The sequence below is a fragment of the Enterobacter cloacae genome, from assembly GCF_013375935.1.
Classification (GTDB): domain Bacteria; phylum Pseudomonadota; class Gammaproteobacteria; order Enterobacterales; family Enterobacteriaceae; genus Enterobacter; species Enterobacter pasteurii.
On the sequence record NZ_CP056117.1, the window covers coordinates 4,349,430 to 4,373,665 of the forward strand.

22 protein-coding genes and 1 pseudogene are annotated in these 24,236 nt (G+C 56.2%); 16 read left to right on the top strand and 7 right to left on the bottom strand.

All coding sequences use genetic code 11. From position 1 onward, the window contains the following. Window positions 1-54 precede the first annotated feature (54 nt). A complete protein-coding gene (locus HWQ14_RS20405) occupies window positions 55-1,164 on the bottom strand; it encodes an anion transporter (protein ID WP_176610823.1) in 1,110 nt (369 codons plus the stop codon). Then, a complete protein-coding gene (gene mntR / locus HWQ14_RS20410) occupies window positions 1,161-1,631 on the bottom strand; it encodes a manganese-binding transcriptional regulator MntR (RefSeq protein WP_148420737.1) in 471 nt (156 codons plus the stop codon). Before mntR ends, HWQ14_RS20405 begins: the two co-directional genes overlap by 4 nt. A gap of 183 nt (window positions 1,632-1,814) precedes the next feature. On the opposite strand from mntR, the gene mntS reads away from it, so the two are divergent. Further along, window positions 1,815-1,943, top strand: coding sequence for a manganase accumulation protein MntS (mntS, locus tag HWQ14_RS20415; RefSeq protein ID WP_032645368.1), 129 nt, complete (start codon window positions 1,815-1,817; stop codon window positions 1,941-1,943). Window positions 1,944-2,211: 268 nt separating this feature from the next. Continuing rightward, complete coding sequence (locus tag HWQ14_RS20420; protein WP_176610824.1) at window positions 2,212-3,795, top strand: phosphoethanolamine transferase; 1,584 nt, start codon at window positions 2,212-2,214, stop codon at window positions 3,793-3,795. Window positions 3,796-3,938: 143 nt separating this feature from the next. On the opposite strand, the gene ompX is transcribed toward HWQ14_RS20420, so the two are convergent. Further along, window positions 3,939-4,457: an outer membrane protein OmpX gene (gene ompX / locus HWQ14_RS20425; RefSeq protein ID WP_003858450.1), complete on the bottom strand. Its 519-nt coding sequence runs from the start codon at window positions 4,455-4,457 to the stop codon at window positions 3,939-3,941. Between the two features lie 354 nt (window positions 4,458-4,811). Between ompX and rhtA the strand changes: the two genes are divergently transcribed. The 6 genes from rhtA (at window position 4,812) to ybiO (ending at window position 11,411) form a co-directional block, all read left to right on the top strand. Next, window positions 4,812-5,699 carry a threonine/homoserine exporter RhtA gene (rhtA, locus tag HWQ14_RS20430; protein ID WP_176610825.1) on the top strand — a complete coding sequence of 296 codons (888 nt, stop codon included), beginning with the start codon at window positions 4,812-4,814 and terminating at the stop codon, window positions 5,697-5,699. Window positions 5,700-5,999: 300 nt separating this feature from the next. Further along, a complete protein-coding gene (gene dps / locus HWQ14_RS20435) occupies window positions 6,000-6,503 on the top strand; it encodes a DNA starvation/stationary phase protection protein Dps (protein WP_000100801.1) in 504 nt (167 codons plus the stop codon). A gap of 361 nt (window positions 6,504-6,864) precedes the next feature. Next, a complete protein-coding gene (gene glnH / locus HWQ14_RS20440) occupies window positions 6,865-7,608 on the top strand; it encodes a glutamine ABC transporter substrate-binding protein GlnH (protein WP_176610826.1) in 744 nt (247 codons plus the stop codon). Window positions 7,609-7,701: 93 nt separating this feature from the next. After that, window positions 7,702-8,361, top strand: coding sequence for a glutamine ABC transporter permease GlnP (gene glnP / locus HWQ14_RS20445; RefSeq protein WP_003858462.1), 660 nt, complete (start codon window positions 7,702-7,704; stop codon window positions 8,359-8,361). Then, entirely contained in the window at window positions 8,358-9,080 is a 723-nt protein-coding gene (glnQ, locus tag HWQ14_RS20450; protein ID WP_022647522.1) for a glutamine ABC transporter ATP-binding protein GlnQ, read from the top strand. Before glnP ends, glnQ begins: the two co-directional genes overlap by 4 nt. Window positions 9,081-9,200: 120 nt before the next feature. Continuing rightward, window positions 9,201-11,411, top strand: a complete 2,211-nt coding sequence (gene ybiO, locus HWQ14_RS20455) for a mechanosensitive channel protein (protein ID WP_176611234.1) — start codon at window positions 9,201-9,203, stop codon at window positions 11,409-11,411. A 41-nt stretch (window positions 11,412-11,452) separates the two neighbouring features. Here the strand turns inward: ybiO and rlmF are convergent, their stop codons facing one another. Next, entirely contained in the window at window positions 11,453-12,364 is a 912-nt protein-coding gene (gene rlmF / locus HWQ14_RS20460; protein WP_176610827.1) for a 23S rRNA (adenine(1618)-N(6))-methyltransferase RlmF, read from the bottom strand. A gap of 244 nt (window positions 12,365-12,608) precedes the next feature. On the opposite strand from rlmF, the gene mcbA reads away from it, so the two are divergent. From mcbA to ybiJ, 3 genes are all read left to right on the top strand, one after another. Then, complete coding sequence (mcbA, locus tag HWQ14_RS20465; protein WP_148420744.1) at window positions 12,609-12,872, top strand: DUF1471 family periplasmic protein McbA; 264 nt, start codon at window positions 12,609-12,611, stop codon at window positions 12,870-12,872. Window positions 12,873-12,990: 118 nt separating this feature from the next. Then, entirely contained in the window at window positions 12,991-13,257 is a 267-nt protein-coding gene (locus HWQ14_RS20470) for a DksA/TraR family C4-type zinc finger protein (protein ID WP_148420745.1), read from the top strand. Between the two features lie 285 nt (window positions 13,258-13,542). Further along, the gene (gene ybiJ, locus HWQ14_RS20475; RefSeq protein ID WP_148420746.1) at window positions 13,543-13,803 is read left to right on the top strand and encodes a DUF1471 family protein YbiJ; all 261 of its coding nucleotides are present in this window, start codon (window positions 13,543-13,545) and stop codon (window positions 13,801-13,803) included. 117 nt (window positions 13,804-13,920) lie between these two features. Here the strand turns inward: ybiJ and ybiB are convergent, their stop codons facing one another. Next, window positions 13,921-14,883, bottom strand: coding sequence for a DNA-binding protein YbiB (gene ybiB, locus HWQ14_RS20480; RefSeq protein ID WP_176610828.1), 963 nt, complete (start codon window positions 14,881-14,883; stop codon window positions 13,921-13,923). A gap of 220 nt (window positions 14,884-15,103) precedes the next feature. On the opposite strand from ybiB, the gene HWQ14_RS20485 reads away from it, so the two are divergent. The 5 genes and pseudogenes from HWQ14_RS20485 to HWQ14_RS20505 all read left to right on the top strand — a co-directional run bounded on the left by HWQ14_RS20485 (window position 15,104) and on the right by HWQ14_RS20505 (window position 20,469). Further along, the gene (locus tag HWQ14_RS20485; RefSeq protein WP_176610829.1) at window positions 15,104-15,637 is read left to right on the top strand and encodes a fimbrial protein; all 534 of its coding nucleotides are present in this window, start codon (window positions 15,104-15,106) and stop codon (window positions 15,635-15,637) included. A gap of 61 nt (window positions 15,638-15,698) precedes the next feature. Continuing rightward, window positions 15,699-16,372 (top strand): annotated as a pseudogene (locus HWQ14_RS20490) (fimbrial biogenesis chaperone). Between the two features lie 74 nt (window positions 16,373-16,446). Further along, window positions 16,447-18,942: a fimbria/pilus outer membrane usher protein gene (locus tag HWQ14_RS20495; RefSeq protein ID WP_245166422.1), complete on the top strand. Its 2,496-nt coding sequence runs from the start codon at window positions 16,447-16,449 to the stop codon at window positions 18,940-18,942. A 17-nt stretch (window positions 18,943-18,959) separates the two neighbouring features. Further along, a complete protein-coding gene (locus HWQ14_RS20500) occupies window positions 18,960-19,958 on the top strand; it encodes a fimbrial protein (protein ID WP_245166423.1) in 999 nt (332 codons plus the stop codon). A gap of 10 nt (window positions 19,959-19,968) precedes the next feature. Next, entirely contained in the window at window positions 19,969-20,469 is a 501-nt protein-coding gene (locus tag HWQ14_RS20505) for a fimbrial protein (protein WP_148420752.1), read from the top strand. Here the strand turns inward: HWQ14_RS20505 and dinG are convergent. Together dinG and rhlE are read right to left on the bottom strand one after the other, a co-directional pair. Beyond that, window positions 20,456-22,633: an ATP-dependent DNA helicase DinG gene (gene dinG / locus HWQ14_RS20510; RefSeq protein WP_176610832.1), complete on the bottom strand. Its 2,178-nt coding sequence runs from the start codon at window positions 22,631-22,633 to the stop codon at window positions 20,456-20,458. The genes HWQ14_RS20505 and dinG overlap by 14 nt on opposite strands. A 97-nt stretch (window positions 22,634-22,730) precedes the next feature. Beyond that, on the bottom strand, window positions 22,731-24,113 hold the full coding sequence (gene rhlE, locus HWQ14_RS20515; RefSeq protein WP_176610833.1) for an ATP-dependent RNA helicase RhlE: 1,383 nt from the start codon (window positions 24,111-24,113) through the stop codon (window positions 22,731-22,733). Window positions 24,114-24,236: the final 123 nt, after the last annotated feature.

Below are 24,236 nucleotides of genomic sequence, written 5' to 3' on the forward strand. Positions count from 1 at the left end.
ACTAAAGCTAGGACGTTGCTATACATTTGCCAGGAAAAACTGACAAATTGCGCACTATATGAGAAGGAATAGTCCGAAACCGACCGCCGCTGACCAGAGCAGCATCGGGATTGACCAGAGATGGAAGCGCCACCAGATGCGGCGGTCGTTTGCCATACGCAGGGCGATCAGGTTCGCCAGCGAGCCGGGCAGCAGCCCAAAGCCACCGACGTTAACCGCCCAGGCCAGCAGCGCCGTAGGGGGAACATAGTTAAGCAGTAAAATGGTGGACGGCACGTTGCTGATGACCTGCGAAAGACCAATCGCCGTCAGCCACAGCCCCGCCTGGGACAGGCCGCTGACGCCGTGAAGAACGCTCTGCAATACCGGGAGCTGGATCAGCAGATGCACATCGATAAACATCGCCATAAAGACCAGCAGCAGCGTCCAGTCAACGCTCACCAGCACCCGCCGGGCGAGGAACAGGAAACCGCACGCCACCAGCAGCGCGCCCGCCAGGGCCTGGTTTAGCTCCAGCGCGGTGAGGAAAACGATATACAGGCCGAGGCAGCTCCAGACCAGGCGCGGCTGCCACTGCGGGCCGGCCGTACCGCTGTGGTACTGCAGCGATTTATTAGGGAAGGCAAACCAGCAGACCACCAGTAGCGTCAGCACGATCGCCAGCGCCAGCGGCGCCATCCGCCAGGTAAAGGCGGTAAACGACAGGCCGGAGCGTCCCCACAGCAAAATGTTCTGCGGGTTTCCAATCGGCGTGAGCAGCGAGCCGGCGTTAACGGCCAGCGCTTCAAAAATGATCAGACGGGTCACCGGAATTTCGCACAGCTTACGCAACGTGAGCGTAAGCGGCACCACGATAAACAGCGCCACGTCGTTGGTCAGAAACGTCGACAGCAGCGCCGCCGAGAAGACCATAAACAGCGCCAGCCTGCGCTCGGTGGCAAAGCGGCGCACCATTTTGCGCCCCAGGACGTCGAAATAGCCGCTCAGCTCAACGCCCTTGGTGAGCATCATCAGCCCGCTCAGGGTGATGATGGTGCGCCAGTCAATGGCCGCAGGCCAGGCCTGCGGCGCAAAGGGCACAAACAGGCTGAGCCCGACGCCAATAATAAGCAGCAGATGGAAAAAGCGATCGCGTTTCAGGGCCTGCAGGCCGGGGATGTTCATTCAGCGGAGGGACCGTATTTGAGCGTAAATTCGCGGAACCGTACCAGCGTCTCTTCGCTGACGTGGTGCTCCATCCCTTCGGCATCCCGACGGGCAATTTCCGGGCTCACGCCCAGCACCAGTAAAAAATTCTCGACGATCTGATGGCGCTCGCGGCTCTCCTGCGCCAGCTTTTCGCCTTCAGCGGTGAGGAACACCCCGCGCCACGGGATCATCTCGATCAGCCCTACCGACGCCAGACGTTTTAACATTTTGGCAACCGTTGGCTGTGAAACGCCCAGACGTGCGGCCATATCCACCTGACGCGCTTCCCCGACTTCACGAATCAGGTCGGAGATCAGCTCAACATAATCATCAATCAGCTCCCGGCGGTGCGCCTCACGCACCTGACGAAACCCTTCCACATGCTCTTCAACGTTCACCAGTTGCGTCGTTTTTTTAGTTGGCTTACCTGCGCGACGGTTCATTGTGCTTCCTCAATGGGGTTGACGCTTCCAGCGCCCTGTAACGGAGCGCACATTGTAAACCATAGCTCTACAAGCACAAAAAATTAACGAATTAGCCATAGCTATACAATATAGCCTGTGCTATATCTGTATGTAATGCAGTCACCCTTCACGGATCGAAGGGATCAAAAATCAGGAGGTCTTATGAACGAATTCAAGAGGTGTATGACCGTGTTTACCCACTCTCCCTTCAAAGTGCGCTTAATGCTGTTGAACATGCTGTGCGATATGTTTAACAACAAACCGCACCAGGACGACAAATCCTCCCACTAAGCGGCGTCGCGGCACGCCGCTTCATTTTCCCTTCACGCTTTCCCTGTAAACGGCCAATTCCCGATTATTTTTGCGGATTTGCAGCCCCCTTCGCAAAACATCTGTTTAGCAACTGTTGACCTTAATTCACGCTCGCACTATCTTCTTGCAGCCCTGCACAATTTGCGGCTCGCTGAAGCGGACCTCGCATTCCCTTTCCACGCACTGTCCGGCAGGCTTTGACCCTTGGCGCCAGGGTGAGCACATGGCGTTTTCGTGATAGTGATCTATGAACGTAACCCTGATTGATACGCTTGTTACCCGCAGCCGGGCCTTAAGCCCGTGGACGGGATTCTATTTTTTGCAGTCGCTGCTGATTAACTTTGCGCTTGGCTACCCCTTCAGTCTGCTTTATGCCGTCGCGTTCACCTGCATCCTGCACCTGCTGTGGCGAAGCGCACCGCGCGTGCAGAAAGTGCTTCTGGGTCTCTGCTCCCTGGTCGCCGCGGCCTATTTCCCGTTTGGCCAGGCGTATGGCGCGCCAAACTTTAATACCCTGCTGGCGCTGCACTCCACCAATATGGAAGAGTCCACGGAGATCCTGACGATCTTCCCGTGGTACAGCTACGTCGTTGGCCTTTTTATTTTTGCCCTTGGGGTGATTGCGGTTCGCCGTAAGCCGGATGCGAGAAAGGCGTGGGGTAAAATTGAAAGCCTGTGCCTGGCCTTCAGCGTGGTGACGTTTTTTGTCGCGCCGGTACAAAACCTGGCCTGGGGCGGCGTGTTTAAGCTTAAAGATACCGGGTATCCGGTGTTTCGCTTCGTCAAGGACGTGGTGGTCAATAACGAGGAAGTGCTCGACGAGCAGGCGCGCATGGCCGAGCTTTCCACGATGAAAGATACCTGGAACGTGCTGGCGGTGAAGCCGAAGTACCACACCTACGTCGTGGTGATCGGCGAAAGCGCGCGTCGCGATGCGCTTGGCGCGTTTGGCGGCCACTGGGACAACACGCCGTTTGCCAGCACCGTCAACGGCACGCTGTTTACCGACTACGTTGCCGCCAGCGGCTCGACGCAGAAATCCCTCGGCCTGACGCTTAACCGCGTGGTGGATGGCAAACCGCAGTTTCAGGATAATTTTGTCACGCTGGCTAACCGCGCCAGTTTCCAGACCTGGTGGTTCTCAAATCAGGGACAGATTGGTGAATACGATACCGCTATTGCCAGCATCGCGAAGCGTGCCGACGAGGTGCAGTTCCTGAAGAGCGGTGACTTTGAAGCGGATAAAAATACCAAAGATGAAGCGCTGCTGAAGATGACGGCGCAGGTTTTTGCCACCCAGCGCACCCAGCCGCAGCTGATTGTCCTGCATCTGATGGGGTCCCATCCGCAGGCCTGCGACCGCACGCAGGGTAAGTACGCCGACTTTGTGCAGTCGAAAGAGACCTCCTGCTACCTCTACACCATGACGCAAACCGACGATCTGCTCAGCAAGCTGTACGCGCAGCTGCGCAACAGCGGCGACAGCTTCTCCATGGTCTATTTCTCAGACCGCGGCCTGGCGTTTAAGGAGCGCGGCAAAGAGGTGCAGTATCTGGCGCACGATGATAAATTCCAGCAGAACTTCCAGGTGCCGTTCATGGTGCTGTCGAGCGATGACAAAACGCATCGCATCATTAAGGCACGCCGTTCCGCCAACGACTTCCTGAAATTCTTCTCACAGTGGACGGGCATTAAGGCGAAGGAGATAAAAAATGATTACCCGTTTATCTCCGGGAAGAAGGGTCCGCCAGTTTACATTACCAACTTCAGGTTACAGAAAGTTGACTATAACCATCTGGGGACGGATATTTTCGATATTAAGAGCAAGTGATCTCCGCTGACTCGGGCGGCCTGTTGCCCTCACCCGCGGGGAACGAACGTAAAAAACGGCAATCATGGATTGCCGTTTTGCTTTAAGCTTCTCAAAAAAAATCCGCCACAAGGGGCGGATTTTTTACTGGCTCACCGAAGTGATTAGAAGCGGTAACCTACGCCCGCGATCCAGGTGCCAACGTCAACGTTGCGGATACGGCTCTGCTCATAGGAGAAGTCCAGAGCAACGTTTTCGATTGGGTTGAACTGCATACCTGCGCCATAGGAGAAACCGTAGTCGCTGTTGCTAGCAGTACGGTTCAGACCCTGGTTTTCGGTCTGCTGGAATTTACCGTAGCCAACACCTACAACACCGTAGATGCTTGCCCAGTCATTCAGGCGGTAAGCAGGACCCGCGGTGATGCCGTAGTACTGACCTTTATTGTAAGAGCCATTTTCAGTACGATCTTTCTCGGTGTAGGTGAAAGAACCGATCACGCCCAGCGGGTTGTTGTCTTGCTCGTAACGGTACTTCAGGTTGAAACCGTTGGTTTTGTTCATCACGCCCTGCATATCGCTCTGAGCGTAACCACCAGTTACAGTTGAAGTTGCCGCTACAGCGGTACCTGCGGAAACAGCCAGAACAGCTGCCAGTGCTGAAAGACATGCAATTTTTTTCATAACCACCTCAAATGTGCTTCAAGTAAGTCCGTAAGTTTTAAATATATCAAAAAATTCTGTGAAACTCTTTGTTCTTCACGATGTCTAATGAGACCTTTCCTGTAACAGAACATTTCCAGAAGGCTCTATCTTGTTAAAATAACTCCAGATTTTCACCTTTTAACGCTAATAGTGCGCGCCATCGCCGTTACATTCATCCAGATTATTCCTAATCTTTCAGGCGATAAAATCATCAACCTTTCCTCATTTTACGGATTTTCCCTGGTTTTTTTTCAACAGTAGCTCAACCGTTGCAGCTTATTTCCATTACACTGCCACTTTTACCTCATTTGACATAAATTGACAGGAGAAAGGATGCCTGGTTTACCCCGCAAGTCTTCGGTCTGGATGCCGGTTGTAGTCATACTTATCGCGATGATGTCCATTCAGAGTGGCGCGTCGCTGGCGAAATCCCTCTTTCCGCTGGTCGGTGCGCCGGGCGTCACGGCGCTGCGCATCGCGTTAGGCACCCTGATCCTCGTGGTTATCTTTAAGCCCTGGCGGTTACGCTTTAAAAAGGAGCAGCGGCTGCCCCTGCTCTTTTATGGGCTGGCGCTGGGAGGGATGAACTATATGTTCTATCTCTCAATTCAGACCATCCCGCTGGGGATCGCGGTTGCGCTTGAATTTACCGGCCCGCTGGCCGTCGCCCTCTTCTCTTCCCGTCGTCCGGTAGACTTTATCTGGGTGATCCTTGCCGTGCTGGGGCTATGGTTCCTGCTGCCGCTGGGTCAAAGCGTGTCGCAAGTCGATTTAACGGGTGCCGCTCTGGCGCTGGGCGCAGGGGCGTGCTGGGCGGTTTACATACTAACCGGCCAGCGTGCAGGTGAAGAACACGGTCCGGCGACGGTCGCGTTAGGGTCGCTGATTGCCGCCATCATTTTTGTTCCGCTTGGCATGGCGCAGGCCACGGACTCAATATGGCAGTGGTCCATCCTGCCGGTGGGGCTGGCGGTCGCTATCCTCTCTACGGCGCTGCCCTACTCTCTGGAGATGATCGCCCTGACGCGCCTGCCCACGCGCATTTTCGGCACCCTGATGAGCATGGAACCCGCCCTGGCCGCCGTTTCGGGAATGATTTTCCTCGGCGAAACCCTGACGCTGGTGCAAACGCTGGCGCTCTGCTCCATTATTGCGGCATCAATGGGCTCCACGCTGACCATGCGTCCAGAACCTAAGGTTCAAAAAATCGACCTCGGCTAACCCCTTATATTCTGCATGGTTCATCCGCCATGCAGAATATACGCCGAATCCGTTCGCCCAAATACTTTCTTACAAAGTCGCCTTTATTGCTGAAATATGTCACCCGCCCGCCTTGCCAGAGGATAAATTAAGATTGATCTGCATCAATTTTTATAGATTCCTTTTATTTCAACTAGTTAATAATACAACCATCCTTTCGCTATTAAACCGATAGGCAGCGCCAAACCGCAGAGAAAAAATCCGGTGCTATACTTAGTTCCGTAATTACCTGGGACACAAACATCAAGAGGATATGAGATTATGAGTACCGCTAAACTGGTGAAAACGAAAGCGTCTAATCTGCTTTATACCCGTAACGATGTATCGGATAGCGATAAAAAGGCAACCATTGAGCTGCTGAATCGCCAGGTGGTCCAGTTCATCGATCTTTCGCTGATCACCAAACAGGCCCACTGGAATATGCGCGGTGCAAACTTTATTGCCGTTCATGAAATGCTGGATGGCTTCCGCACAGCACTGGTTACACACCTTGATACCATGGCCGAACGCGCCGTACAGCTGGGCGGCGTGGCGCTGGGCACCACGCAGGTGATCAACAGCAAAACGCCACTGAAAAGCTACCCGCTGGATATTCATACCGTTCAGGATCACCTGAAAGAGCTGGCGGACCGCTACGCGATCGTGGCCAACGACGTTCGTAAAGCCATCGGTGAAGCAAAAGATGAAGATACTGCTGATATCTTCACCGCCGCCTCCCGCGACCTGGATCAGTTCCTGTGGTTCATTGAGTCCAACATCGAATAATCCCTGCGGATTATCTGAATAGCCCTCGCCCCTGGCGGGGGTTTTGCACATTTATGGTGCGCACTTTTGGGCGAAACGGCCGCAAAAGTGAATAAAATGTAATAATCACCTCACACAACCGTTAACGGAAGATTGTTTTTCCGTCAGATTCTGCGCTAAATACCTCCCTGTCGGAAGCCCCTAACGAAGTGCACCAAAACGGTGCTCCATTCTGGTGCAACAAAACAGGATTGCCACGCTTATTGTGCAATGCGTGACATCATCTCCTTTGCAAAACAACAGGTTGTAAAACTGGCACGATTTTTTCATTGTGCCTGACGTTCTCGCAGGGGATCGCCCCGTGGATATAAAAGGAAATGCTATGAAGTCTGTATTAAAAGTTTCACTGGCTGCACTTACCCTGGCGTTTGCGGTGTCCTCTCAGGCCGCCGACAAGCTGGTTGTGGCGACTGACACGGCGTTCGTACCGTTTGAATTTAAGCAGGGTGATAAATACGTCGGTTTTGACGTCGATCTGTGGGCCGCTGTCGCAAAAGAACTCAAGCTGGACTACACCCTGAAGCCAATGGACTTCAGCGGCATCATCCCGGCGCTGCAAACCAAAAACGTTGACCTGGCGCTGGCCGGCATCACCATTACCGAAGAACGTAAAAAAGCGATCGATTTCTCTGACGGCTACTACAAAAGCGGCCTGCTGGTGATGGTGAAAGCGGACAACAACGACGTAAAAAGCGTGAAAGATCTGGACGGTAAAGTGGTCGCTGTGAAGAGCGGCACCGGTTCCGTTGATTACGCGAAAGCCAACATCAAAACCAAAGACCTGCGTCAGTTCCCGAACATCGACAACGCCTATATGGAACTCGGCACCAACCGCGCTGACGCGGTGCTGCACGATACCCCGAACATCCTGTACTTCATCAAAACCGCAGGCAACGGCAAGTTCAAAGCGGTAGGCGATTCTCTGGAAGCACAGCAGTACGGTATCGCGTTCCCGAAAGGCAGCGACGACCTGCGTAACAAGGTGAACGGCGCGCTGAAAACGCTGAAAGAGAACAGCACCTATAACGAAATCTACAAAAAATGGTTCGGTACCGAGCCTAAATAATTTTACCTGATCTCAGGTTTGTAACGCCCGGTGGCGCCCACGCTTGCCGGGCCTACGTTTTTTGTTTTTCACCACGGTATACAGGAATACATCATGCAGTTTGACTGGAGCGCCATCTGGCCTGCCATTCCTCTCTTGCTTGAAGGCGCCAAAATGACCCTATGGATCTCAGTCCTTGGTCTGGTTGGCGGGTTGATTATCGGTCTGGTGGCCGGTTTCGCTCGCACCTACGGCGGCTGGATTGCAAACCACATCGCACTGGTTTTCATCGAAGTGATCCGCGGCACCCCGATTGTGGTGCAGGTGATGTTTATCTACTTCGCCCTGCCAATGGCATTCACCGACCTGCGCATTGACCCGTTCAGCGCCGCCGTTGTGACCATAATGATCAACTCAGGTGCCTACATTGCGGAAATCACCCGCGGTGCGGTGCTGTCGATTCATAAAGGCTTCAGCGAAGCCGGCCTGGCGCTAGGCCTTTCACGTCGCGAAACGATCCGTCACGTGATCCTGCCGCTGGCGCTGCGCCGCATGCTGCCACCGCTGGGCAACCAGTGGATCATCAGTATCAAAGACACCTCGCTGTTCATTGTAATCGGCGTTGCCGAGCTGACCCGCCAGGGCCAGGAGATCATTGCGGGTAACTTCCGCGCCCTGGAAATCTGGAGTGCGGTCGCCGTTGTTTATCTGATTATCACGCTTGTCCTGAGCTTTGTTCTGCGTCGTCTTGAAAGAAGGATGAAAATCCTGTGATTGAATTTAAAAACGTTTCCAAGCACTTTGGCCCAACCCAGGTGCTGCACAATATTGATTTGAACATCAGGCAGGGTGAAGTGGTGGTCATTATCGGGCCGTCCGGCTCCGGTAAATCCACCCTGCTGCGCTGCATTAACAAGCTCGAAGAGATCACCAGCGGCGATTTAATCGTCGATGGTCTGAAGGTTAACGATCCGAAAGTGGACGAGCGCCTGATCCGCCAGGAAGCGGGCATGGTGTTCCAGCAGTTCTACCTGTTCCCGCACCTGACGGCGCTGGAAAACGTGATGTTCGGTCCGCTGCGCGTGCGCGGAGCCAGCAAAGCGGCGGCCGAAACGCTGGCCAAAGATCTGCTGGCAAAAGTGGGCCTGGCGGAGCGTGCCCATCACTATCCTTCCGAGCTGTCCGGCGGCCAGCAGCAGCGCGTGGCGATTGCCCGAGCGCTGGCGGTGAAGCCAAAAATGATGCTGTTTGATGAGCCAACCTCCGCACTCGACCCGGAGCTGCGTCACGAGGTGCTTAAGGTCATGCAGGATCTGGCGGAAGAAGGCATGACGATGGTTATCGTTACCCACGAAATCGGCTTTGCCGAAAAGGTGGCGTCCCGTCTGATCTTCATTGATAAAGGCCGTATCGCGGAAGACGGAAATCCGCAGGCGCTGATCGCGAACCCGCCAAGCCAGCGCCTCCAGGAATTCCTTCAGCACGTCTCCTGACAGCAGTACGCTAAGCCGGGCTTGCCCGGCTTTTTTACGCCGGATTGTTCCCAAAAACTCCCCTCCGCTTCTCGCCCTCTATACTTATCATTTTGCACGATATTTTTGTCGGAGGACGCCGTGCCGTGGATCCTGTTGCTCTTGTTTAGCCTGCTTAGCGCGCCATCGCTGGCTGTAACCATTCCTGGCGTCACCACCGGAGCCACCGCCACCCAGCAGAATGCGCCGCCGGAGCCAGACGCCGAAAAGAAAAAAGCCGCCTACAGCGCCCTGGCCGACGTGCTTGAGAACGACACGTCCCGGCAGGAGTTAATCGATCAGCTAAGGAAGGTGGCCGCCACGCCGCCTCAGGATCCGGTACCGAGCATAGCGCCGCCGCAGGTCGAAGAAGAAAAAACGGTGCTGGAAAACGTCACCGACATCAGCCGTCACTACGGTGAAGCGCTGTCGTCGCGTTTTGCCCAGCTCTACCGAAACCTGATTGGCACATCCCACAAGCCTTTTAACCCCCACACCTTCTCCGCTGCAGCCACGCAGTTTGCTATTCTGGCGGGTGCCGTATTCATTTTTTACTGGCTGCTGCGCCTGTGCGTCTGGCCGCTGTACCGAAAAATGGGCCAGTGGGGACGTAAAAAGAATCAGCAAAAAAGCAGCTGGTTACATCTTCCGGCGATGATTACCGGAGCCTTTATCATCGATTTGCTGCTGCTGGCGATGACGCTGTTTGTCGGCCAGCTGCTGGCAGACCGGCTTAACACCGGAAACAAAACCATCGCCTTTCAGCAGGCGCTGTTCCTCAACGCGTTTGCGCTGATAGAATTCTTTAAGGCCCTTCTGCGGCTGATCTTCTGCCCGCGCGTGCCGGATCTTCGCCCCTTCGCGATTCAGGATCGGAGCGCCAAATACTGGGCGGTGCGGCTCAGCGTGCTGAGCGGGTTAATTGGTTACGGCCTGCTGGTTGCCGTGCCGATTATTTCCAACCAGGTTAACGTGCAGTTTGGGGCGCTGGCGAACGTGCTAATCATGCTCTGTATAACCGTCTGGGCGCTGTACCTCATCTTCCATAATAAAAAAGCGATTACCGAGAGCCTGCTGCACCTGGCCGATCGCTCCCTCTCCTTTTTCAGCCTGTTTATCCGCGCCTTTGCCCTGGTGTGGCACTGGCTGGCCAGCGCCTATTTTATTGTGCTGTGCTTCTTCTCGCTGTTCGACCCGGGCAACAGCCTGAAGTTTATGATGGGGGCGACGTTTAAAAGCCTGGCGATTATCGGCATAGCGGCGTTTGTCTCCGGCCTGCTCTCCCGCTGGCTTTCGAAAACCATTACCCTGTCGCCGCCGGTTCAGCGGAATTACCCGGAGCTGCAAAAACGGGTTAACGGCTGGATGTCGGTCTCCCTGAAAGCGGCGCGTATTCTGACGGTCTGCGTGGCAATCATGCTGCTGCTGAACGCGTGGAGCCTGTTTGATTTCTGGAACTGGCTGCATAACGGCGCGGGGGAAAAGACCGTCGATATACTTATTCGTATCGCGCTGATCCTGTTCTTCTCCGCCGTCGGCTGGACGCTGCTGGCAAGCCTCATTGAGAACCGTCTGGTCTCGGATGTCCATGGCAGGCCGCTGCCCAGCGCCCGCGCCCGCACGCTGCTCACGCTGTTTCGCAACGCGCTGGCGGTGATCATCAGCACCATTACCATCATGATTGTGCTGTCGGAGATCGGCGTGAATATCGCCCCGCTGCTGGCAGGCGCCGGTGCCCTGGGGCTGGCGATCTCCTTCGGTTCGCAGACGCTGGTAAAAGATATTATCACCGGCATCTTTATCCAGTTTGAGAACGGGATGAACACCGGAGATCTCGTAACCATCGGGCCGCTCACCGGCACGGTGGAGCGGATGTCCATTCGCTCCGTCGGCGTGCGTCAGGACACCGGGGCGTACCACATCATTCCGTGGTCATCGATCACCACCTTTGCCAACTTTGTGCGCGGCATTGGTTCAGTGGTGGCGAACTACGACGTGGATCGCCATGAAGACGCGGAGAAAGCGAAGCAGGCGCTGCGGGACGCGGTGAGCGAACTGATGGAGATGGAGGATATTCGCGGGCTGGTGATTGGCGAGCCGTCGTTCGCCGGCATCGTCGGGCTGACGAATACCGCCTTTACCCTGCGCGTATCGTTCACCACCCAGCCGCTAAAGCAGTGGACGGTGCGCTTCGCGCTCGACAGCATGGTGAAAAAACACTTCGATCTGGCGGAGGTGCGCGCGCCGGTACAGACCTATCAGGTACTGCCATCGCCGGCTACGCCGCCACCGCCGCAGGCGCCGACGCTGTAATCGTTCTGCCCGGCGGCGCTACGCTTGCCGGGCCTGAAACCCTATTTGCGGCGTTTGTTATCGTCCATAAACGACCAGGCGATGAAGCGGCTCTGCTTCTGTCCCTGCGCCATCTCTTTTTTCACCACTTTTACGGCGCCGGCTTCGGTCAGCGCGCGGTAGAGCGGCGGCAGGTTATCGCCACGGGAGACCAGCGTCGTAAACCATTTCACCTGACGGCCAAAGCTTTTGCTTTCGGCAATCATGCGCAGAATGAACGCCACTTCCCCGCCCTCGCACCAGAGTTCCTGCTGCTGGCCGCCAAAGTTCAGCGCACCATCTTCAGCCTGGCCGAGATTACGACGCTTGCGCTCGCTTCCCGCGCGTGCGGAAGCGGCCGAGTCGTGGAACGGCGGGTTACACATGGTGGCATCGTAGCTTTCGTTCTTATGAATAATGCCGTTGAAAATGGCCGCGGCGTCCTTCTGACGGCGCAGACGAACGGCACGGCTTAAGCCCGGGTTGGCGTTGATAATGGCCTGCGCGCTGGCGAACGCGTCGGCACCGATCTCGCTGCCGGTAAACCGCCACTGGTATTCATGCGCGCCTATCAGCGGATAGATTAGGTTCGCGCCTGTACCGATATCAAGAACGGTGGCCTGGTTTGGCACCGCGCCGCCGTTGTCATCCGCCAGCAGATCGGCAAGGTGATGGACGTAATCCGCACGCCCCGGCACCGGTGGGCAGAGAAAGCCTTCAGGGATGTCCCAGTTCGCTACGCCATAAAAGTGGGCCAGCAGCGCCTTGTTCAGCGCTTTAACCGCCAGCGGATCGGCGAAGTTGATCGACGGTTCACCGGCAGGGGTCTGAACGATAAACGCCCGTAACTGAGGGCAGCTCAGGCACAGGGCATTCATGTCGTAGCGGCTACGGTGGCGGTTTCGCGGGTGCAATCCCGGCTTTTGGGAAGTCATGGCATTCTCCTTTAAACAGCCGCGTAAGATACCCTGTGAAGGCGCAGGGGTAAATATCTGTCTGAGAGGCGCAAAAAAACGACCAAAATCAGTGGCCTGTATGTCTATGATCTGTCAAGAAAATGTCAGATTATATCGTTCAAAAAATAAGCAGATCATCATCAAATTTTTGCGCTAAATCACACTCGTCAGGCTTCTAAACTTAAGGGGAATCACCTGTTGTTTCCCTCCTGAGGATGTGATTATGAAAAAGTATCTGACCTTTATTATTGCGGGTGCGCTGGCAGGCGCCTCGTTCTCTGCCTGGTCCGTTCAACCCCTGACCAACGGCAACGACACCAGCCAGCTGCGTGCGGCCGGGACCGTCTCCGTCAGCCGGGCTAGCAACCTTGATGACCTTCAGGACAAGCTGGCTGAAAAAGCCCGTCAGGAAGGAGCTAAAGGGTTTGTGGTGAACGCCGCCGGCGGGGATAACCACATGTACGGTACGGCGACCATCTATAAATAACCCCTTCCAGTCCCGAACTGCATCTGCCCGACGGATGCAGTTCTCTTTCTTTGCGCCTTGTCTGCGCGTTTTTTAACCCCATATTGATAATATGGCTTAAACCACTCAGGGGAACAGCATGGCTTCCGGTTGGGCGAATGACGACGCCGTTAATGAACAGATCAACAGTACTATTGAAGATGCCGTAGCGCGCGCACGCGGTGAAATTCCGCGCGGCGAAAGCCTGGCTGAATGCGAGGAGTGCGGGGAACCCATTCCCGAGGCGCGCCGTAAGGCCATTCCCGGCGTACGGCTTTGCATTGCCTGTCAGCAGGAGAAAGATTCAAAAAATGCATCACATTCAGGATATAATCGCAGAGGATCGAAAGACAGCCAGTTACGTTGACTTTCCTTTACCTAAGTTAACCGCGCAAGCGCTTAGCTTTACGCTCACGACTTTCAGCGAACCGCGTAGCAAAACGTGCCCTTCTCAGCGCTTCTGTAAAGCGCAGCCGCAAGAAGTGTAAATCGCACCTGCGAATTTATTAGTAATCAATAAGTTATTTGTCATTCAAATTTTTTGAGTAACCACGTCAATTCTCTTCGATTTTATCTTCCGCAAAAAAGCGTGATACTTATCACATCGACGGAACATCGTCCCCTTAACAGAATAACCTGCGAGAATTTGACAATGAAAACTATCAAATATGCTGTTGCCGCTGTTGCCCTGTCCGCTCTGTCCTTCGGCGCTTTCGCCGTAGAGCCGGTCTCTTCCACTCAGGCACAGAGCCTGAACAAAATAGGTGTGGTGAGTGCTGAAGGCGCGACCACGCTGGACGGTCTGGAAGCAAAACTGGCTGAGAAAGCAGCGGCTGCCGGCGCAAGTGGATACACCATTACCTCCGCTAACGGTAATAACAAACTGAGCGGTACCGCGGTTATCTACAAATAATCGAATGAATTATGCTCCCCCCTCACCATCCCTCTGGTGAGATGCTCCAACCCTCATTGACCCTGTTGTTGTTACCCTTTGCTTGCCCGTCCGCCACTGGACGGGCTTTTTTTTTGCTTAAAACGACTGCGCCACGCGCTGCATTCCCGCTTCCACCGTCTCCGCTTCCCCTGTCGCCACCAGGCAGCACGCCATTTGCAGCCTGATGGAGTGTGGAACAGGCACGTTTCCGGCGAGGCATTGCTCAATCCAGCGAGCGGTCGTATGCGGATCTTTCGCCTCGGGCAATATCACGCCGGTATTTTCCTCGCCGCGTTCCAGAATGGCGCGCGTTCCGGTGGAATCAATAAGCATAAGCTGAGGGCAACGCTGGGGATTGGCGTACACTTCCCCTTCCGTCCCGTGCATTAACAGCGCCCTTCCGCCAATGTCCTCAAAGAATTTACCCACGCGGGTGACGTATTCCGGGTGCGATACGCTGGAAAGGCGCAGCGCCGCATCTTCAGCAAACGGTGTCGCCAGCTTTGCCAGCGTGTGGGCGCTGTTACGGACCCCCATACGCCAGCGCATATCCAGCTGCTTTTCCAGCGGAGGACACAGCGCCCCGACCGGAATGTAGACCGGCTGATGTCCGTCAAGCCTGGCCTGCACCTGCCCGGCGTGCAGGGTTGGCGCTATGCCCAGCAGATCAAAGATTGTCTCAGTCAGGACGCGGGTTGGATCTTCCGTTACGCCATGCACAACAACCGGGAATCCGAGCCTGTGCAGCAATATTGCCAGCAGTGGCGTCAGGTTTGCCTGCTTGCGGGCACCGTTATAGCTTGGGATCACAATCGGCATCGGTTTTGCCGCCGGCGGCGTTAAGCGCAGCGTTTGCGCCTGCATGGCTTCATAAAAGCCGCGCATCTCCGCTTCACCTTCGCCTTTGATGCGTAGCGCAATCAGGATACCGCCCATCTCCAGATCGGGGACATCACCGTTTAGCATATGGGTGTACAGGGCCCGGGCCGTTTCCCGATCCAGGTCGCGGGCATGGTTCTTTCCACGCCCTACCTCTTTGATAATTTTACGATAATCCACGACATCTCTCCTTGCGGCTCTATGCAGATACTATAGCCCTGATAAATGTCGAGCGGGTAATCATTTTCCGCCCTTAGGTGCTGGAGCAGACGCTTCGAGGATAAAAATGGTCTGAAGAGAAATTGAACGAAAAATAAATCTCAGCGATAGTTCGCCCCGAATTAATCAGCCAGGTGATGATTAATGCGAGAAGTACCACACTTTCATTCAGAGGATTAAAATGAAAAAAATGATTATTGCGGGCATCGCTGCCGGGATGGCGTGTGCTTCCGTTTCTGCATTTGCATCAAGTGGTGAAGGACAAATTAATTTCACGGGTGAAATTATTGATTCCGCATGTACTGTTGTAAATGGTTTAAGCAATCCACTTAATGTTTCATTAGGTAAGGTGGCTAAATCTGCATTTTCGGGAAGTGGTTCGACGACGTCGACAACCCGCTTTAGCATTCAACTCAAAGATTGTCCTGAAACGGTCACCAGCGCCTCAGTGACTTTCGGTGGGACGCCTGACGGTAACAATAAGGATATCCTTGCGGTTACGTCAGGAACAGGCGCGGCGTCGGGAGTGGGAGTCCAGCTGCTGGATAAAACCCAAAACCCGCTGAGCTTATATACTGCTTCCACAGAATATGCGCTCACGCCAGGTGCCACAACGAACGATTTACAGTTTGGCGCACGCTATATCCAGACCGGAGACATCATTTCTGCCGGGCTGGCGAACGCCGCATCAACCTTCACCATCGTTTACAACTAATAAAACAGATATTAGCTACCCCAGTGGCTAATATCTGTTACTTCTTTATTACGGTGTCGCTATGCGCAAATATCTTCTGCTCTCCTCCTTTTTATTGATCACCACTGCCGCGCACGCCGGAATTACCATCGGCGGCACGCGCGTGGTATACCCGGAAAATAAAAAAGAATCTTCCATTGGTATCAGCAACCCGGACAATCTTGATTATCTGGTGCAGTCATGGGTAGAGACGGAAGATAACGCGCGGGAGAAAGCACCGTTTTTGATCACACCGCCGCTGTTCCGCCTGGACGGTAAACAGGACAACGTTCTGCGCATCATCCGGACCGGGGGAAATTTGCCTGCCGATCGTGAATCGCTTTTCTGGCTAAATATTAAATCTATTCCGTCTTCTAAGCGCAATGAAATCAGCAACACGCTGCAAATTGCCATTAAAACCCGAATTAAGCTTATCTATCGCCCGGCGGGTATTACCGGTAAACCGGAAGATGTTGCCGCGCAATTATCCTGGCACATGCAGGGTAACCAGCTTATTGTCAACAACCCTACGCCATTTTATATGAACTTCCAGGAAATAAAGCTGGACGGTAAAAAGGTTGACAAAGTCACCTATGCAGCCCCTGACAGTGAAACGCGTTTTGCTACCCCGGGAATATCACCGCGCGCTCGGTGAGCTGGAAAATCATTAATGACTACGGCGGCATTAGCCCGTCTTATACCGCAAAGATTAACTAACTCGCCGGGAATATCTGAACATCATTATGCGCTGGGAATATAGCACCGAACCACCCAAACAGCACGGACGCTCAATGCTAATTGCGCTGGGCTGTACCCTGCTGGGCGTTTGCGTGCAAAAAGTTCTGGCCGATGATTATTTCAACCCGGCGCTGCTGGATATTGACAACCCTGGACAGGGAAAAACCGACCTCAGTATTTACGAGATCGGCCCCGGTCAGGCTCCCGGTAAATATCACGTCGACGTCTACGTCAATAATAATAAAGTCGCCAGTAAAGAGATTGAGTTCACGCTAAAGAAAGACGCCAGCGGAAAATCGACGCTGCAGCCGTGCCTGAACGCGGCCCAGTTAAAAAGCTTCGGCATTAAAATTGATAAATTCGTGCAGGATGATAAGGCGCAGTGCATTGACCTGAGCGTTATCCCCTCCGCCAGCGCCACGTTTCACGTTAACCCTCAGCAGCTGCTGTTAAGCATCCCGCAGACCGCTATTACCCGTGTGCCGCGCGACTATGTCGACCCGCAGGAGTATGACGAGGGGATCAACGCCCTGCTGCTGAACTACAGCTTTACCGCCGGGGACAACCGCGGCAAGGGCGAGAACGGCACAGACCAGCGCAGCGAGTTTCTTAACCTGCGTCCCGGTCTTAACCTCGGGGCGTGGCGTTTGCGAAACTACTCCACCTGGAGCAAAACCAGCGGAGACGGTGACGCGGAGAGCCAGTTTTCTTCCGTGTACACCTACGTCCAGCGGGATATTATTTCCCTTGGCAGCAGCGTTAAATTCGGGCAAAGCTCGTCGCCTTCGGACGTGTTTGACAGCATTTCATTCACCGGGGCGCAGATCGCGTCGGACGACGATATGCTGCCGGACAGCATGAAAGGTTTTGCCCCCGTCATCCGCGGAACGGCACACAGCAACGCCCAGGTTATCGTCCGCCAGAACGGCTACGTCATCTATCAAAACTACGTTGCGCCGGGCCCGTTTGAAATAAACGACCTCTACCCCACCGGCGGTAGCGGGGACTTAAACGTCACCGTGAAAGAGACCGACGGCAGCGAACAGCATTTTGTGGTGCCCTACGCTTCGGTGCCGGTATTGCAGCGTGAGGGCCGCTTTAAGTACAGCCTCACCGCAGGACGCTACCGCAGCTACGACAGCGACGTCGAAAAAACGCCTTTCATGCAGGGTACGGCAATCTACGGGTTGCCTTACGGCTTTACTGCCTACGGCGGCGTGCAGGCCAGCCAGTATTACGATGCCCTTGCGCTGGGAGTCGGTAAGAATATCGGCGATCTCGGCGCGTTTTCGGTGGATGTCACCGGTGCCAAATCAGAGATGCAGGACAAGGCGCCGACCCACGGGCGCTCCTGGCGCATCCGCTACAGCAAAGATTTCGCCACCACCGGCACCCATTTTTCCATTGCCGGCTACCGCTACAACAGCAAAGGGTTTTATACGCTACAGGACACCCTGGATTCGCATACCCGCAATGACGACCGGGAAATGCCGGACACCCGACGCAGCCGGGAAGAGGCCACCGTCGATCAGTCCCTGGGCGGAAGGTTTGGATCCCTGACCCTGAGCCTGGTGAAGGAGAACTACTGGAATTCCAGCGAAAGCATGACGTCAGTGAACGTCGGCTATAACAACTCCTGGCACGGGGTGAGCTACGGCCTGAACTACGGACTCAATAAAAACACCCGTGACGGCAGCGACGACAATAACGAGAAAACCAGCGAGCAGACCATCGCCTTTAACGTCTCCGTGCCGCTCGATCGCTGGCTTCGCAACACCTGGGTCAACTACAACCTGAACAGCACGAAACACGACTCCACCCAAAGCGTGGGCCTGAACGGCACCGCGCTCGCCGGCGATAACCTCAGCTGGGGCGTCCAGCAGAGCCACGGTCAGAGCAGCGGCGACAGCACCAGCCTGAACGCCGATTACAAAGGCACCTACGGGGAGGTCAGCGCCGGATATTCACAGGATAGCCAGCAGCAGCAGCTTAACGTCGGCCTTCAGGGCAGCATGGTCGCTCATGCGCATGGCGTCACGCTGGGCCAGCCGATGGGCGAGACGGCCGCGCTGGTCGAAGCGCCGGGCGCAGACGACACGAACATTACCAATCAGACCGGCGTGAGCACCGATTTCCGCGGCTATGCCATCGTGCCGTACGTGTCGCCATACCGCCATAACACCCTTGCGCTCAACACCGAAACGCTGCCGGAAAAGGCGGACGTTGCTCAGGCCGCAAAAACCGTAACGCCGACGCGCGGGGCGATTGTTCGCGCGCATTACGAAACGCACGTGGGCAGCCGGGTATTAATTACGCTGAAACGCGCGGACGGACGCGCGATCCCGTTCGGCGCAACGGCATCGCAGCCCCATCAGGAGGGCGAATTTATCGTGGGCGATGGCGGGCAGGTTTATATGACCGGCATGCAGAAAAAAGGCAGGGTTGAGGTCAGCTGGGGGAAAACCGCCGACAGCCGCTGCTCCGCAACCTATCACCTTCCCGCAAAAGACGACGGGGCTGTTATTAACGTTACGGCGCGGTGCGTGTGAGACTTTTCGAGGTAAAAATGAACATATTGAGATTTGCCTTTGCGATGGTTGTCTTGCTCTCAGGCGCGTGCCTGATGCCGCATGCGCAGGCGGCAACCACCTGCGACAGCACCGACCTGCCTTATACCCTTGATGCAGGCACGCTTTCCGTCCCCACGACCCTCGACATTGGCGGCATCATCCCGGGGTCGGCAAAGACGCACACCGTTAACGGCAGCTGTGTCGGGCCAATGACTAATCACACCATTATTTCCTGCTATTACGGAACGGGAACGGAAGTGCCGGGCATGCCGGGCGTGTACTCAACCAACGTAGACGGCATTGGCATTGAGCTTCTGAACAGTAACGGGCAGATCGTTCGCGGAAAGGGCTACTCATGTGATACCTCCGCGACGCCCGTCGGGACGGTCAGCAGCGACAGCGGACAAACGTTCTCGTTCAGCTATACCCAGCGCTTAATCAAAACGGCGTCACACATCGGGAGCGGCACCCTGTCGGCGGCGATGGATCCCTTTGGATTCGGCGTTTTTCGTTCTGTCGGAATCTCTGGCGCGCGAAATACGAGCCACTATTCCGCCACGGTTAGCGAAAGAACGGCGACCTGCTCTATCGATCCCCTCAATCTGACGGTCTCACTCGGCGATTTCCCGGTATCACAGTTTACCCACGTGGGCAGCTATACGGCCTGGAAGTATTTCAGCATCACCACCACCTGCACGGAAGAGGTCAACCTTACGGCCTCGGTGACCAGCGCGAACGGCGTTAACGGCGTTAACGGCCAGTTTGGTGATGTCCTGAACCTTACGCCCGGCAGCGACAGCGCCACGGGCGTCGGGGTGCGAATGCTGCTTGACGGTGTCGATCTTAAATACGACTTCCCTATCCCGGTCGGTGGTAGAGCAGAGCCAGGCGTCCCGGATGTGATCCCGTTCGCCGTGCAGTATTACCAGACGGATGCCACCGTCACCGCGGGGAAAGCTAATACGATCGCCACAATCGATCTTGAATACCAGTGACGGAGCGAAGATGAAAACGTTACCCCTTTTACTCGCACTGACGAGCCTCCCGGCGGTCGCGACCGACGTTACGCTCAATATCGAAGGAAATATTTACGACACCACCTGTCAGGTGGACGGTGGCAGCCAGAATATGGTGGTGGATCTGGGGCAGGGCGTTGCCAGCGACTTCCGTGACATCGGCGATACCGGTCCGTGGAAAAAATTCGATTTAACGCTGACGAACTGCCCGCCCACGCTGACGGTCGCCACCGTTTCCGTTGACGGCCCGCGCGACAGGGACCATCCCTTCAAATTCGCCAATAGCGGCACCGCAACGGGGGTGGCGCTAGAGCTGGCCGATCGCCTGGACTACATCGTGCTTGCCCCCGAGGCCCGGTTCAGCGTGGTGATCGATGCCGGCACCCACACCGCCACTTTCCCCATGGCCGCACGCTATTACGCAACCGCCATGCCCGTGACTGCCGGCACGTTCAACAGCGTTGTTCAGGCCACCTTTACTTACCAGTAGGACCGCGCCCTCTGGCATGGATGCCTTTTTTACGCCCGGCGGCCAGTTTTGCCGGGCGTTTTTTCACTTCCGGTACCTCCGGCTGCTCAATCGGGAACACCGGCAGCGCGTTCAGCAGCCGCTGCCCGTAGTTTTTGGTGAGCAGACGCTTGTCGTATATCACCACTTCGCCCCAGCAGCCGTGGCTGCGAATAAGACGACCGACCTGCTGAATCAAGTTAAACGACGCCGCCGGCAGGCTTTGCACCTCAAACGGGTAGCGGTTGAGGCTTTTCAGCCACTCGCCTTCGGTGATGACTACCGGGCTGTCGATGGGCGGGAAGGCGATTTTATGAATATGCACCTGCGTCAGATAATCACCCTTGAGATCCAGACCTTCAGCAAAAGACTGAAGCCCCACCAGCACGCTGCGCTCGCCGTTATCAATCCGCTTGCGGTGGGTTTCCACCAGCCTGTAGCGCGGCTGGTCGCCCTGCACCAGCAGGAGTAAACGCAGATCGGTAACGTGCTCCAGAAAGCGCTGCATCGCGCGCCCGCTGGCAAACAGCACCAGCATGCCGGGGTATTTTTTGCTCTCGACCTGTTCGCGGAAGTAGGCCGCCATCTCCGCAATGTGCTGCTCTTCGTTGTCGATAAGCGGCTCAAAGTTCATGCGCGGGATGACCAGCTTGCCCTGCTCGCAGTGGTTAAACGGCGAGTCCAGCGCCACAAAGCGGTCGCCCGCTTTCTCTTTCAGGCCGCTCATCTCCTGCAGTCTTGAGAAGCTGTTCAGGGAACGCAGCGTCGCGGACGTCACCACCACGTGCGGCACGCTGCGCCAGATCAGCTTTTCCAGCTGATCCGCCACGCGGATGCCCACGCAGTGGAAGAACAGATGCACCTGCCCTTCCCGCACCTCGCGGGTCGCCCATTTCGTCACCGGCGCGCCGGAGGCCTGCGCCATCGAGGCCAGCCGCCAGAGCTTGCTCTGCGCTTCAAACATCCCCAGCACGCGGTTCATTTGCAGCAGAATGCGGTGCAAGCGCACCACGTCATGGGTACCGGTTTTCTCGCTGAGATCGTTTAAGAACATCTCCGCCAGCCCGCGCAGCTTTTCGAGGTGCTTCGCCAGCTGCTGGCAAATCTCCATTACCTCTTCCGGCAGCTCCCCCATCGCAAAGCGGTGTTCCGCCTCCTGGGCGGCGGGAAGATAGAGGTTGAGGATGTTATTCAGCGAGGAGATAAGGCCGTAAACCTCGTCGCAGTGCTCGCTCAGCCGCTCCGGGACCGCCAGCGGCGGCGTGGTTTTCGGGCGGAACTGCTCCATGCAGGTGGCCACCAGCTTGCAGAACAGATCCAGCTGTAGACGAAACCACGGCGCGGTGATTTCCGCGCTCATCTCCAGCGCGTCCCGCGCCACGTCGGGCAGATGGTGACCTTCGTCGAGCACCAGCAGCAGGTTTTTCGGCTCCGGCAGCACCGCTTCGCTCTCCAGCGCGGCCATCACCAGCGCGTGGTTTGCCACAACCACCTCCGCCTCCTGAATCTCGCGCCGGGCGACAAAGAACGGGCACTCGCGGTAGTAGTGACAGTTGCGGTTCAGGCAGCTCGCTTTATCGGTGCTGAGCCTGCGCCACAGGTCGTCGCTAATCGCCTGGCTGGTGTGATCCCGCAGGCCGTCCCACCTATAGCCGTCGAGCTCGGTTTTCAGCTTTGCACACAGCTCCTGCTCCGCCTTATTGTTTGGCGTCAGCTCGTCGTCGAGAAAGGCGAGCAGATCCTGCTGGGAAGGTTCACTGCTGGCCAGCGCCGCGAGGTTACGCGGACAAACATAGCGCCCGCGCCCAAAGGCGGCGGTGAACCGCAGGTCGGGGATGATTTTGCGCAGCAGCGGTAAATCTTTGCTGAAGATCTGATCCTGCAGCGCCACGTTGGCGGTGCTGACCACCAGCGTTTTGTCTTCTTCCCGGGCAATCGCGATGCCGGGAATGAGATACGACAGGGTTTTCCCGACCCCGGTCGGGGCTTCTATCGCCAGATGTCGCCCGTCGTCCCCGGCGAGCGTTTTAGCCACGTCGGCAATCATCTGCCGCTGCGGCGCTCGGGGGATAAAATCGGGGATCTGCTGCTGTAGCGCCTTATACCATGCGCCAATTTGCGCTTTTAGCGCCGCGGTTAAAGCCATCGGAAAACCTGGAATACTGTATAAACAGCCACTATTGTGGCACTTTCTTCCCGCTGCCGCAAAAAGAAAAGCCCGGCATTACGACCGGGCTTCCAGATTACTGCGGGTTAGCAGGCTTGCGCGGGCGGCGTCGGCGCTGCCCTTCCCCTGCCGGCTTCCCTTCGCCGCTGCGCCACGGGTTTTCACCGGCCGGTTTGCTGTCGTTATTACGACGCGGCGGTTTGCCCGGGGATTTCGCGGCGCCGCCTTCTGAACGACGCGGCTGCTGGCCGCGGCCGCCGCCGCCCTGACCGCGACCGCCGCCCTGGCGGCCGTTCTGAATCGGCTCGGCTTTGATTGACGGATCAACCTCATAGCCCGGGGTTTCGATGCGCGGGATCTCTTTCTTCAGCAGACGTTCAATATCGCGCAGCAGCTTGTGTTCATCCACGCAAACCAGAGAGAGCGCTTCACCGGTTGCCGCAGCACGGCCGGTACGGCCAATGCGGTGAACGTAGTCTTCCGGCACGTTTGGCAGCTCGTAGTTCACCACGTGCGGCAGCTCTTCAATGTCCAGACCGCGGGCGGCGATGTCGGTCGCCACCAGCACGCGGATATCGCCAGACTTAAAGTCCGCCAGCGCCCGGGTACGCGCGCCCTGGCTCTTGTTGCCGTGGATCGCCGCGCTGCGGATGCCGTCTTTGTTCAGCTGTTCCGCCAGGTGGTTCGCGCCGTGCTTGGTGCGGGTAAAGACCAGCACCTGCTGCCAGTTGCCCTGGCCGATCATCTGGGAGAGCAGCTCCCGCTTGCGTTTTTTATCAACGAAGTGAACGTGCTGCGTCACCTGCTCGGAGGCGGTATTGCGGCGCGCCACTTCCACTTCCAGCGGGTTATGCAGCAGCTTTTCCGCCAGCGCCTTGATCTCGTCGGAGAAGGTCGCGGAGAACAGCAGGTTCTGACGACGCGCGGGCAGCTTCGCCAGCACGCGGCGAATATCGTGAATAAAGCCCATGTCGAGCATGCGGTCCGCTTCGTCCAGCACCAGAATTTCGATGCTGTCCAGCTTCACCGCGTTCTGGTGTTCCAGATCCAGCAGACGGCCCGGCGTTGCCACCAGCACGTCCACGCCGCCGCGCAGCTTCATCATCTGTGGGTTAATGCTCACCCCACCGAACACCACCAGCGAACGGATGTTGAGGTAGCGGCTGTACTCACGCACGTTCTCGCCGATCTGTGCCGCCAGCTCGCGGGTTGGGGTAAGGATCAGGGCGCGTACCGGACGACGGCCTTTGGCGTGCGGCTGATTTTTTACCAGCAGCTCTAACAGCGGCAGGGTAAAGCCCGCGGTTTTACCGGTGCCGGTCTGGGCGCTGGCCATCAGGTCACGGCCCTGCAACACGGCCGGAATGGCCTGCTGCTGAATAGGGGTTGGCTCAACGTAGCCCTGCTCTGCGATGGCGCGCAGAATTTCCGGGTTCAGGCCAAGGGAATCAAAAGACATAAAAACTCCGAACCGCCCCGACCATCACAGGTGTAGTTTTCAGGGAGATATAACAAACGGGAAGGACAAAAACCACAATGTCACGAAGGTGCGGAGTGTAGCAGCTTTTGTGACGTGGCGCAT